The sequence below is a fragment of the Flavobacterium sp. PMTSA4 genome, from assembly GCF_032098525.1.
GTDB lineage: Bacteria > Bacteroidota > Bacteroidia > Flavobacteriales > Flavobacteriaceae > Flavobacterium > Flavobacterium capsici.
In genome coordinates this window covers 2375241-2388029 of the sequence record NZ_CP134890.1, presented here as the reverse complement: position 1 = coordinate 2388029, position 12789 = coordinate 2375241, and the positions used below count along the sequence as shown (strand labels likewise).

Genomic DNA, 12789 nt, shown 5'->3' with positions numbered 1-12789 from the left:
TTGTATTATTTGAATACAAAAGTACACAACAGCGCTAAGACTTCCGAAATTTCTTTTTCGGTATTGTAGCTGTGCAAGCAAAAACGCAATCGTTCTTGTCCTTCGGGAACGGTTGGCGACAAGATAGGCTTTACATCAAAACCTCTCTCTTGTAGTTGTGCGGCAATACTTTTTACGTTTTGATTCCCAGAAATAATGGCACATTGAATGGCCGATTTGCTATAGACAAACAATGGTTTTAATCCCAATTGCAACTTTTGTTGGTTGAAGAAAACTATGTTGTTTTTCAGTTTTTCCAATGGTTCTTTTTCCTGTTCCAATTGGTGATACGCCATTAAAATAGTGGCCACCGAATGTGGCGAAAGTGCTGTGGTATAAATAAAACTTCGGGCAAAGTTGACCAAGTAGCTTTTTAATTCTTCGCTTCCTAAAATGGCCGCACCATGACAACCCAATCCTTTTCCGAAGGTCATGATTCGGGCAAACACTTTGTTTTGCAATCCTAAACTTTGTAATAATCCTTCGCCTTTAGCACCAAAAACGCCTAATGCATGGGCTTCGTCTAACACTAAATAACATTGATGCTTTTCCGATAGATTAGTCAGCTCTTCCAAATTGGGCGAATCGCCATCCATAGAGAAAACACTTTCGGTTACTATGTAAATGGTTGGTGGCTGATGGTTGTTGGTTGTCAGTTTTTGGATTTGTCTTTCTAAATCTTGAAAATCGTTGTGTTGAAACTTATAGGCTTTGGCATTACTCATGGAAATCCCATCGCGAATGGAAGCGTGACACAATTCATCAAAGAAAATCACATCATTCCGTTGTGGAACTGCGCTAAAAAAACCAACATTGGCATCATACCCAGAGTTGAAAATCAAAGCCGCATCCGCTTTGTGAAATTTCGAAATAAACGATTCGGCTTCCTGATATAAACTGTGATTACCCGAAAGCAATCGCGAACCTGTAGCACCGTTTACTTTGATGTTCTTATCCATCAGAAACTGGTGCGTTGCGTTGAACAGCGTTTCACTTTTGGCAAACCCAATATAATCATTGGAAGAAAAGTCGACCCATTCATTTTGAGCAGTCAACTTACGCAAAGCGTTGTTTTCTTCACGCTGATTGAGTTTGGATTGAAGTGTTTTTGGGAGTTTCATATTATTTTTTTTCAACCCACTTATTATTTCCTCTTTCAGTTGCATCTAATAAGTCAATGTTTAATTTGTCGGCAACCATTTCTCCAAATTCAAAAGCATCTTCTTTTTTCTCGAACTCATACATTTTATAATGTTTATTGCGAACATACCAAAGATTTGTTTCAAAAACATTTTTATCTGTTAAAAAGACTGAAACATATTCAAATTCTTGAGCTTTAGTTTTGACCTTTTTAATAAATGGTCCAACTTTATATAAAGTATGAATAGAGTTATTTTTAGTATCAATTTCGATATCTTTAATCATTGAAAAGATTAATCCATTAGCCAGACATGGTAATCCGTAATAAAAAAATTCAAATAACTTAATTAATGATTCTTTATAGTTAATCTCAAGTGTTAAATAGTAAAGAATTAATATGAAAATAAAGGTGGTAATAGAATAAAATACTGCTGCCAAAACTAATTCATACCATGAACGCTTTCCAGAGTATATTTGAATAATTTTAGTTTCAGCATTTTCCATTTATCAAAAATAAAAAAAGCCCAACAAAATTGTTGAGCTTTCTTCGTTTATTTTGAATTGTCTTAGTCGGCTAAAACAATTACTTTGTTGTCTTTCATTTCGATAGTTCCAGAATTGATTTCTAAAGTATAGTTTTGATCGTTTACTTTAGAAAATTTGTCTGCAACTTCTTTTTCAAATTTAAAACTGTTGGCCGTAATTTTAACGGTACCTTGTTTTAAAATTGAAACTATCGGCGCGTGATTGTTCAATATTTGAAATGAACCATCAACACCTGGCAAATGAACCGAAGTTACTTCGCCTTTAAATAAACTTGCTTCTGGAGATACTATTTCTAAAATCATTCTTATTAAGTGATTAGTGAAAAGTAATTAGTGATTAGCAAAATGTGAACTATTTACTAGTTACTAATCACTATTTACTAAAAATTAAGCTTCTGCTAACATTTTTTGACCTGCTTCGATAACGTCTTCAATAGTTCCTTTAAGGTTGAAAGCCGCTTCTGGTAAGTGGTCTAACTCACCATCAATAATCATGTTAAATCCTTTGATAGTATCTTTAATGTCAACCAATACTCCAGGAATACCTGTAAACTGCTCAGCTACGTGGAATGGTTGCGATAAGAAACGTTGCACACGACGCGCTCTAGATACAGAAAGTTTATCTTCTTCTGATAATTCTTCCATACCAAGGATAGCAATAATATCTTGTAATTGTTTGTATTTCTGTAAAATCTCTTTAACTCTTTGTGCACAATCATAGTGCTCATCACCTAAGATAAGTGGTGTTAAGATACGAGAAGTAGAATCTAGTGGGTCAACCGCTGGATAAATACCTAACTCAGCAATTTTACGAGACAATACTGTTGTTGCATCTAAGTGAGCAAAGGTTGTTGCAGGAGCTGGATCCGTTAAGTCATCCGCAGGTACATATACCGCTTGTACTGAAGTAATCGAACCTTTTTTAGTAGAAGTAATACGCTCTTGCATCGCACCCATTTCAGTTGCTAATGTTGGTTGGTAACCTACCGCAGATGGCATACGTCCTAAAAGAGCCGAAACCTCAGAACCTGCTTGTGTAAAACGGAAGATGTTATCAACGAAGAAAAGAACGTCTTTTCCTTGGTCTGAACCTGCACCATCACGGAAATACTCAGCGATAGAAAGACCAGATAAAGCCACACGTGCTCTTGCTCCTGGTGGTTCGTTCATTTGTCCGAAAACGAAAGTAGCTTTTGACTCTCTCATTCCTGGTTTGTCTACTTTAGTTAAATCCCAACCTCCATTTTCCATAGAGTGCATGAAATCTTCACCATATTTTATAATTCCTGATTCTAACATCTCACGTAACAAATCGTTTCCTTCACGAGTTCTTTCACCAACTCCTGCGAATACTGAAAGTCCACCGTGACCTTTAGCGATGTTATTAATCAATTCTTGAATCAATACTGTTTTACCAACTCCAGCACCACCGAATAATCCAATTTTACCTCCTTTTGCATAAGGCTCAATCAAATCGATTACTTTAATACCAGTAAATAATACTTCAGTAGAAGTTGATAAATCTTCAAATTTAGGTGCTTGTTTGTGAATTGGCATTCCGTTTGCACCTTCTTTTGGCAAATCTCCTAAACCATCGATAGCATCACCAACTACGTTAAATAATCTTCCGTAGATATCATCCCCAATTGGCATTTGAATTGGAGCACCAGTTCCATGAACTGCAGTTCCTCTGCTCAATCCGTCAGTTGAATCCATCGAAATGGTTCTAACGGTATTTTCACCAATGTGTGATTGTACTTCAAGAATTAACTTAGTACCGTTTTTGTTAATGATTTCTAATGAGTCATAAATTTTTGGTAACTCAACATCTTTAGTATCAAATACTACGTCAACTACTGGACCGATGATTTGCGAAACTTTTCCTATTGCTTTAGACATGCTTTATGTATTTATTAAATAGCTGTTTAGGTTTTAAAAAAACACCTCTTTTTTCAGAGTGCAAAGGTAATTTTTCTATTTTAAAAATCAATAGATAAGATTACTTTTTTTAATTAATTTTTATAAATTATAGTATAAGTATGAGTATACAACAAAAAACCACTAACAAATGCTAGTGGTTTTGAATTATTAACAATAACCTTTTTTAAAAATTTGCAGGATCTTGTGGATACAAAATTCTATACGTACCAACGTTTACTCCTTTAAAATTAGAACCATAGGTTTCATTTATTGCTTTCAAAAATTGATTTGCAATAAAAGCATAGCCTCTTGGACTAGGGTGAACTCCATCTAAAGAAAAAGTAGCTCCTGTTACATATGTTGAAGTAAGCGTGTAATTATTTGCTACAACTCCTGTAGTACTCAATTGTGTCATCAGTGTTTTTGCGTCAACTAATGCCAATCCATTAGCAGTTGCTGCATCTTGAATGGTTTGATTATAAGAATCAGTTGCTGCTTTTACTTCAGCGATTTCATTTTTAGACAAAACCCATTGGTCAGCTAAAGGAACTGAAACTCCATTTACTTGAAGTGGATTTCCTCCAACAGTAGTTCCGATAAAAGCTCTAGCAGGCAAAACAATTAAATCTTCACTAGTAGCTTGACGGTAAGATGGAATTCCAAAACCTGTTAAATTAGTTAAATACTCATCTACAATTACAACTTTATTTGTAGCAGATGCAGAGAAAGAAATTGTTCTTTGAGCTACCTCAGCTGCAGTCAATAATCCATTTGATTGCGCAAACAACAATCCATTATTATAGGCTGCATAACCAGCATTCAATTGCGCAGCAGTAGCGGCATCTAACGGAACTGGATTATAAGGAACAGTAGTAAAATATGGCAATGTGCTCACATAAGGCAAATTAGCTATCACTCCTTTTCGCCCACCTGAAGTTAACTTAGCTATTAAAGCATTATAAACTGCATTAAAAGTTGTTGTTGGCGTTATTGGACTAGTGCTTACACCTCCAGAAGTAGCATATCCTAGAACGTCATTACCTCCAATCCATAGAGAAAAGAACGTTGGATTAGTAGCTACGGCATCGTCAACAACTGTAGCTGTAGTTGAAGAAGCCATTCTTCCAAAATATGGATTTGCAGTAGCATAACCCGCAAAATCTAAATGTGTTGCTTTTGCTCCTGGTATTCCAAAATTATTAAACGGTCCTGATAAATGTGTTGAAATATCAGTAGTTGAAACTCCTGTAACTGGAGTTGGTGTACTGGTGGCTGCATTAAACCACAATCTTGGTCCGAATTGAGGTATTTGTACTCCACCTGAAGAAAATCCTCCTATGTTATCATTCATAAATGGTGTTGTAAATTCTCCACCACCAACTAATGCAAATTGTGAAGCAATAATATTAGGATAGGAATTCTTTTGCCCTTCCATAAAAAGAGCATTATCTGAAAATCCTGCCGCAAAAGAATCTCCCAATGCAACATACTTTGAAAAATCTGCACTTCCTGCAGTTAAAGGTGTTCCATCTGTTGAATTTGGATCAACAATAGCTTCATCATCGCTATTACAAGCAACAAATGCTAAAGCTATAAAAGCTAACCATTTTATATTTTTTATCATTTTCATAATTTTTTTAATTAAGGATTAATAGTTAATGAAACGAAATATTGTTGCCCGATTAATCCAGGACCTAAAAGCTGTCTATATTCTTTTCCTCCAAGATTAGTTGCTCCAACTTTTAATACTGATTTTAAAGTTGGAATTCCATAACTAATTTGAGCATCTACAACAGTAGCTGCATCAATCATACCGTCAGCAAATGAGGATTCCCATAAATATTCATCACTCCATCTTGCGCTAACATTAAACCCAAAGTTTTTGAACAATTTATCATTACTAATTGAACCTTTAACTCTATGTTTAGGAGTATTAAATCCTGCTTCAAAACTTGGATCTTTAGCTTGGTCAAAATCAAATTGAGCATAATTATAATTAGCAGAAATTTCGAAATCTCTTGGCAATTTTTTTGATACACCTACACCAAAACCTAATGATTTGATTTCGATATCTGTATTGGTATATAATTGGAATGCTCTATAATTTCCTGTAGCTATAGCATCTACTGATTGTGCTCCTGGATCTGTTGGTCCAAGTAATGGATTTGGAGCATCTTGAGCAGTTCCATATAATGGCGCTAATACTGTTAGGTTTCCAATAAAATCATTATAAATATTATAATATCCATTAATGTCTATATTAAATCCTTCGTATTGTCCTCTATATCCAAGTTCAAAAGCTTTAACTGTTTCTGGCTTAACTAAATCAACATCCGTTCTAACTAATAAAGCTGATGCCGCTATAGGATCAGAAGTAGCTAATGCTGAAAATGCAGCAACAGATTGCGCAGTATAAGAGTTAAAATAAGCATTATTACCATCAATAGTTGTAGTTGTTCCTCCAACTAATGCTTGTCCTAGTGGTGAAGTCACAGGAAGTGTTTCTTCATATCTAGTTAAATTATCTGGTGCAGAACCTAAAAGAATTGCATTACCTACATTAAAACCAATGTACTGATCTTGAGTTGTTGGATTACGGAAACCTGTTTGGAATGAACCTCTGAAAACATGATTTCTATTTTCACCTGCAGAATAAACTAGTGAAACTCTTGGCGAATAATTGCCGTCAAAATTGTCCGATTTATCATAACGAACCGAGCCTGTAAATTTCAATCTATCATCCATTAGCTTTTTCTGAACTTGAGTATACAATCCATACTCATCATATTTGATTCCTCCAAACTGAGGTGTATCAGTATAAATTCTACCAAATGAATTTAAATCGTATCTTCTGTATGAACCTCCAACTTGAATTTCAGCAAATTTGATTAAATCTCTAAAATTATAATTAGCATCAGAGTGATAGATTTTTGAATTGTCAACTAATTTTGAACCTGATAATACATCTGGGTTTGATATTACCTGATTGAATGCATTTTGGAATTCTGGAGTTCCAGGAATTAGTCTTCCTGTATCTGCAGTATTTCTAGCTATTGTGTGAGCCTGTTCTGGTGTAGCACCAGCTAAAGTAGATTGAACATAAGCTCCAGCATATTGCCCAAACCAAGTAGAATCGGCTTTCCATGCTCTATTTACATTTAATCCTGTAAATAACATATCATATGAGTTTCCTCCATCTTCAGTGGTAAAATAACCTCTGACGAAAAAGTTTTTCCCTTCTAACTCCAATTTATGTTGTTGCATTTGGAAACCATTTAAATAGTAACGGTTGGCACCTTGATAAACTGAATTACCAAACCCGAATTTACTTTGCCAAATAATTTCAAAATCATTTTTAAATGGTTTGAAATGTAATGAAAAGTCAACTTTTGCATTTTTAACCACATTATCAGTTAAGTCAACTTCATTGTATCCTGTTCTAGAAACATTTTCATTAGGAAGCAAGTTTACAGCAGACGCTGGAAGCAATCCCATGTTAGCTAGTGTTTGCCCAACACTTTTGATGTTTGTTGAAGCTTCGTCTCCATAAACGTTCATACCATTATAATTTGGATGACTTCTATCTCTTCCTTCAACCGTTTTGTCATCATAATCAGTAGCCCACCATTCTGTTCCTTTCATGAAAGTGAAGTTGGCTTTTGCTGCGAAATAATCATTGAACTTATGTGCAACTCTAACTCCATAATCATAGTATTCGTTTGCTCCTGCAGCTTTTTGATTGGTTTGACCATATTTAGCATAGACTGAAACTCCTTGATCTATAAATGGATTTTTACTTTTCATGAACAAAATACCGTTAAAAGCATTTGCTCCATATAAAGCTGATGATGCTCCAGGCAGTAACTCTACACTAGCAACATCTAAATCAGAAACTCCTATAAGATTTCCTAGTACGAAGTTTAACAACGGAGATGAATTATCCATTCCATCTACTAATTGCATAAAACGAGTGTTTGCTACAGTTGCAAAACCACGTGTGTTGATGGATTTAAATGACATACTACTCGTATTCATTTGAACTTCTTTCAAGTTTTCTAATCCATCATAGAATGTAGGCGAAGCTGTTTTTTTAACATCAGCAGCTGTAAATCTTTCGATGGTTACAGGCGATTCTCTTAATCGCTCCGGAGCACGAGAAGCAGAAACTACAATTTCATCAAGTAACGTTTGCTCCTCATCAAGAACAACAGCTATTTTTTGATTGTTGCTTGTTACTGAAATTGTTTTAACTCCATAACCTACGCTTGAAACTTTGATTTCAAAAGGTGGTTTTTTTGTAGTAACTAAAGAAAAATTTCCATCGATGTCGGAAACAGTTCCCGCATCTTCGCCTGAAACAGTAATATTTGCACCTGGAATTGGTTCGTTTTTACTGTCTTTAACAGAACCAGAAACTGAAGTTTGAGCAAACGAAATGCTACAAAAAAACAATGAAATGATAAATAAATAAATCTTCATTTGGTTTTTATTTTTGTTGGTTTAAGTAGCCAAAGTACAAATATTTTTTTTAGATTATCAACAATATGCCCTTATTTTTATTGATATCTGAAAAATTTTGAGTTAAATTATCAAATTCGAAATTATGAGAAATTATGTTTTTTTTAATGAATTGAATGTTTTGATAAAAAAAATACTATGCATACATATAAAATTGAGAAAAGTTTACCAATTTCACAATATATTACACAAAAAAAGCGAGAACTATTTCTCGCTTTTTTTTATATATTTTTCTTAAAAATCTACTCTACGGTAACCGATTTTGCTAAATTTCTTGGTTGATCAACATTACAATCTCTTAAAACAGCAATATGATAAGACAATAATTGTAGCGGAATGGTTGTAATTAATGGTGATAATGCATCTGAAGTTTCTGGAATTTCAATCACGTGATCAGCCAATTCTTTTACTTGTGTATCACCTTTAGTAACTACTGCAATAATTTTTCCGCTTCTTGATTTAATTTCTTGTATATTACTAACTACTTTGTCATAATGTCCTTGCTTTGGAGCAATAACAATTACAGGCATTTTTTCATCAATTAATGCAATTGGTCCGTGCTTCATTTCTGCGGCAGGATAACCTTCTGCATGAATATATGATATTTCTTTTAGCTTTAATGCACCTTCTAATGCAACAGGAAAATTATAACCTCTTCCTAAATAAAGACAATTTGACGCATCTTTATATTTTGTGGCTATTTCTTTTGCAATATCATTGGTTGATAAAGCTTCTAAAACTTTTTCAGGAATTAACTCTAATTCTTGTAAATAACGGTGGAAATCAGAATTTGATAAAGTTCCTTTTACTTTTGCCAAACGCAAGGCAATCATTGTTAACACCGTAATTTGTGTAGTGAATGCTTTTGTTGATGCCACTCCAATTTCTGGCCCAGCGTGTGTATAAGCTCCAGCATGAGTTTCTCTTGAAATTGAAGAACCAACTACATTACAAACTCCAAACACAAATGCTCCTTTTTCTTTGGCTAACTTAATTGCCGCTAAAGTATCTGCTGTTTCCCCAGATTGCGATATTGCTATAACAACATCTTTTGATGAAATGATTGGGTTTCTGTATCTAAATTCAGAAGCATACTCGACCTCAACTGGAATTCTTGAAAATTCTTCGATTACATATTCTGCTACTAATCCTGCGTGCCATGATGTTCCACAAGCAACAATGATAATTCTTTCAGCGTTAATGAATTTTTCTAAATTATCTTCAACACCTGCCATTTGGATAATTCCTTCATTAGCATGTAATCTTCCTCGATAAGTATCTTTTATTACATTTGGTTGCTCATATATTTCTTTGAGCATAAAATGGTCATAACCTCCTTTTTCAATTTGCTCTAAATTCATTTGAAGTTCCTGAATATAAGGATCAACTAACGAATCATCTTTAATTTTTCTGATTTTTAAAGGTTTATGTTGACGAACAATTGCCATTTCTTCATCTTCTAAATAAATAGCATTTGATGTATACTCAATAAATGGAGAAGCATCTGAAGCGATAAAGAATTCATCTTTACCAACACCTATTGCCAATGGACTTCCTAAACGAGCTACAACAATTTCATCTGGTTTATCAACATCAAAAACACAAATAGCATAAGCTCCAACAACTTGATTTAATGCAACCTGAACAGCTTTACCAAGTTTGAAATTTTCTTTCTTCTGAACTTCTTCTATCAAATTAACTAATACTTCAGTGTCAGTATCTGATTTAAAAACATAACCCCTATTAATGAGTTCCTTTTTTAATGGTTCGTAGTTTTCAATAATACCATTATGAATTATTGCTAATTTACCTGAATTTGATAAATGAGGATGTGAATTTACATCATTTGGAACACCATGAGTTGCCCAACGAGTATGACCCATTCCAATTACCGCTTTAGAAGTAGCAATGTCTTTTGATTTTTCTTCAAGATCTGAAACTTTCCCTTTTGTCTTGGAAACTTTTAATCCATTTCCATCAAAAAGCATTATTCCAGCACTATCATATCCTCTGTATTCTAGTCTTTTTAATCCTTTTATTACTATAGGATATGCTTCGCGATATCCAATGTAGCCAACAATTCCACACATAATTTATAAGTATTAATCGGGTTTTGTGTAATATATCTCTAATTTTAGTCTATTCCCATAGTTTATATCTCCAACAGGAATATTTGTTCCATATAAAATAGTTCCAACAGGACTTAATACAGACATTTGTGGTACTTTTTTAATGTCTCCTATTGGAGTTTTTAACTTTGTGTAACCAATAGTGTTAATTGATTCTGTAACTACCAAGCCAAGACGAACATTGGTCGAATCATTTTTAATCAAATTCTTAATATGACTGGTCAATCTAATTTTATATTTTGTTCCTTTATTTGATATTATTCCTGTGTTTTCATCTTTAATCTGTTTTACAAAAACACCATCATCATCTAACAAAATTCCTCCATGTATGAATTTATTTTGTTTTGGATATCTGCCACTTTGACTTTGGTCAATTAAATAATCTACTAAAACGGTACTATTATTCAAATCGTAAAGCATAATTCTATTTGGTTCTATTGCTTGAGTATTTGACATAGCTGTTTTATCAATATAGAACGTTAGATTCGCCTCATTTATTAACCAACCATTGTTTTTTATTTGCTCTAATTCATCAGCAACACCATTGTTGTCAGTATCAGGACCAAACAAATCAATAATTGCCATTGAACCTTGTCCACCTTTTAGGTATAACTTAGAAGCCTCAGAAGTGGAATTGGCTGCTGCTAAATAATCTAAATCTTCATTAGAATTAGATTGTAAACTAACTCTATTCCCAGCAAAATTCATTTCAAAAGTTTTGCTTGTTTTTTCAAAAGTTACAACGTTAGTAGTGCTATTTGTAACTTTTTTATCTTCTCTGTAGTAGATTGTTGCTTTGGCATTTGAAAAATTAATCATAGCCATATTGTTTGAAGTACCTAAATCTTCAACTTTGAAATATAAACCTCTGAAATAATTTTTAAAAACAGCGTTGTTTACCAATTGTCCCGATGGTGCATTTAAAATTTTATTGTAAAAAAATGTTTTGTCCAAATGCAACCTCATTGAAGGTGCAGTTCTAGTTGGCACTTCTACATTACTTGAATTTAACACAGTGGTTTTATGTTCGCTTTTGTCAAAGAAGAACTGAGTGTTTTCTTTAGTATTAGTTGAATTGTTCAACACAAAAGGATTTTTTTGATTTTCTACTTCTTGATTATCATTATAAAAAACTTGCTGCTCTGTGAATTGAGATGATGGATCTAAATCTCTAAGAAAATAGTTTGACTCATAAACACTTAATTTCATTTTTGTTTCATTGCCTCCATAAATTGAATCCAATCTGTAGGTTTTAAGACCATCTGAATCTGTACTTAATAATTTACTGTAATAAGGTACATTTAAAATAACACTATCGATTACCGGCAATTCTTGATATAAATCAGGATCTGTATTATTAAAAACTCTATTTATCGAACCCGAAGCCATCTCTAATTGAGATACAAAACCAGAAGTTGTAGTACCAAAAACAGGATTTTTGTATATACCTAATGGATTTATTGGTAAATTGTGCATGGCTACTGGACCAAGTTTTTGATTGTAGGCTTTTATAGAAGCATCTGCATATTTATCGAATAAATAATGGTCATTATCTCCACCAACTATATCTGTTCCAATTTCATTAAAGTCCTTATCACAAGAAACCACTATAATAGCTGTTAAAACAGTAAAAAATCTAAGAAAAAAAGATTTAAAATTCATTTTTAAAATTTGTTAAGAAAGCATTTTTTTGTAAAACTCTGTGTATGCCTCGGCGAAAATTTCTTTGGCGGTGAAAGGTAAAAAAGGTTTCTGTGAAGATTCTATATATTTTGTTAAACTTGAAGACACCTTTTCAGAGGCAATTATTACTGCATCCGAATTATTAATAGCACTCTTTATAATATTCTCATAATTAGGGTTTTTCAACTCTTCAATAGCTTCGTGAGGAATATTATCAAAGCTAATTTTATTAATCATTTCATTGTTAAGCTCACCATCAAAAGATTGTCCATAAACCGAGATTACAATTTTTGTGTCCGAAAACAATGCTTCATCTTTGTAAAAATGTTTTAAGTATACAGGCAAAACACTTGCCATCCAACCGTGAACATGTATAATATCTGGAACCCAATTTAATTTTTTAACCGTTTCTATAACACCTTTTGCAAAGAAAATTGCTCTTTCGTCATTATCAGGATACAAAACGCCTTCTTCATCGGTAAAAGTGGCTTTTCTTTTAAAATATTCGTCGTTATCAATAAAATATACTTGAATTCTTTCCTTAGGAATTGAAGCTACTTTTATAATCAAAGGCATATCCAAATCATTAACCACTAAATTCATTCCCGATAAACGAATAACTTCATGCAATTGATGTCTTCTTTCGTTTATGTTTCCATATCTTGGCATAAAAATTCTTATTTGTCCGCCTTGATCATTCACCATCTTTGGGACATCATAAGACATTAAAGACACTTCATTTTCAGCCAAATAAGGCACTACTTCAGATGATACATACAATATCCTCTTGTCTTCCATAATTTACTTTTCTTTAT

At 33.3% G+C, this 12789-nt stretch carries 9 protein-coding genes; all 9 read right to left on the bottom strand.

Going from position 1 to position 12789, the window contains the following annotated elements; all coding sequences use genetic code 11:
• Window positions 1–5 precede the first annotated feature (5 nt).
• Entirely contained in the window at window positions 6–1160 is a 1155-nt protein-coding gene (locus tag RN605_RS10925) for an aminotransferase class I/II-fold pyridoxal phosphate-dependent enzyme (protein ID WP_313324751.1), read from the bottom strand.
• A gap of 1 nt (window position 1161) precedes the next feature.
• Window positions 1162–1683, bottom strand: a complete 522-nt coding sequence (locus RN605_RS10920; RefSeq protein WP_313324749.1) for a hypothetical protein — start codon at window positions 1681–1683, stop codon at window positions 1162–1164.
• A 62-nt stretch (window positions 1684–1745) separates the two neighbouring features.
• Window positions 1746–2027 carry a F0F1 ATP synthase subunit epsilon gene (locus RN605_RS10915; RefSeq protein ID WP_313324747.1) on the bottom strand — a complete coding sequence of 94 codons (282 nt, stop codon included), beginning with the start codon at window positions 2025–2027 and terminating at the stop codon, window positions 1746–1748.
• A gap of 84 nt (window positions 2028–2111) precedes the next feature.
• Complete coding sequence (gene atpD / locus RN605_RS10910; protein WP_313324745.1) at window positions 2112–3623, bottom strand: F0F1 ATP synthase subunit beta; 1512 nt, start codon at window positions 3621–3623, stop codon at window positions 2112–2114.
• A 205-nt stretch (window positions 3624–3828) separates the two neighbouring features.
• The gene (locus RN605_RS10905) at window positions 3829–5268 is read right to left on the bottom strand and encodes an SGNH/GDSL hydrolase family protein (RefSeq protein ID WP_313324743.1); all 1440 of its coding nucleotides are present in this window, start codon (window positions 5266–5268) and stop codon (window positions 3829–3831) included.
• Window positions 5269–5285: 17 nt separating this feature from the next.
• Window positions 5286–8123: a TonB-dependent receptor gene (locus RN605_RS10900; RefSeq protein WP_313324741.1), complete on the bottom strand. Its 2838-nt coding sequence runs from the start codon at window positions 8121–8123 to the stop codon at window positions 5286–5288.
• A gap of 281 nt (window positions 8124–8404) precedes the next feature.
• Complete coding sequence (gene glmS / locus RN605_RS10895; RefSeq protein WP_313324739.1) at window positions 8405–10252, bottom strand: glutamine--fructose-6-phosphate transaminase (isomerizing); 1848 nt, start codon at window positions 10250–10252, stop codon at window positions 8405–8407.
• A gap of 12 nt (window positions 10253–10264) precedes the next feature.
• Entirely contained in the window at window positions 10265–11953 is a 1689-nt protein-coding gene (locus RN605_RS10890; RefSeq protein ID WP_313324737.1) for a DUF4270 domain-containing protein, read from the bottom strand.
• A gap of 12 nt (window positions 11954–11965) precedes the next feature.
• Window positions 11966–12772, bottom strand: a complete 807-nt coding sequence (locus tag RN605_RS10885; protein WP_313324735.1) for a glycogen/starch synthase — start codon at window positions 12770–12772, stop codon at window positions 11966–11968.
• Between the last annotated feature and the right edge of the window lie 17 nt (window positions 12773–12789).

Bases quoted from the DNA above. Each gene is read 5' to 3' on its own strand.
- RN605_RS10925 (WP_313324751.1), bottom strand. From the start codon at position 1,160: ATGAAACTCCCAAAAACACTTCAATCCAAACTCAATCAGCGTGAAGAA.
- RN605_RS10920 (WP_313324749.1), bottom strand. From the start codon at position 1,683: ATGGAAAATGCTGAAACTAAAATTATTCAAATATACTCTGGAAAGCGT.
- RN605_RS10915 (WP_313324747.1), bottom strand. From the start codon at position 2,027: ATGATTTTAGAAATAGTATCTCCAGAAGCAAGTTTATTTAAAGGCGAA.
- atpD (WP_313324745.1), bottom strand. From the start codon at position 3,623: ATGTCTAAAGCAATAGGAAAAGTTTCGCAAATCATCGGTCCAGTAGTT.
- RN605_RS10905 (WP_313324743.1), bottom strand. From the start codon at position 5,268: ATGATAAAAAATATAAAATGGTTAGCTTTTATAGCTTTAGCATTTGTT.
- RN605_RS10900 (WP_313324741.1), bottom strand. From the start codon at position 8,123: ATGAAGATTTATTTATTTATCATTTCATTGTTTTTTTGTAGCATTTCG.
- glmS (WP_313324739.1), bottom strand. From the start codon at position 10,252: ATGTGTGGAATTGTTGGCTACATTGGATATCGCGAAGCATATCCTATA.
- RN605_RS10890 (WP_313324737.1), bottom strand. From the start codon at position 11,953: ATGAATTTTAAATCTTTTTTTCTTAGATTTTTTACTGTTTTAACAGCT.
- RN605_RS10885 (WP_313324735.1), bottom strand. From the start codon at position 12,772: ATGGAAGACAAGAGGATATTGTATGTATCATCTGAAGTAGTGCCTTAT.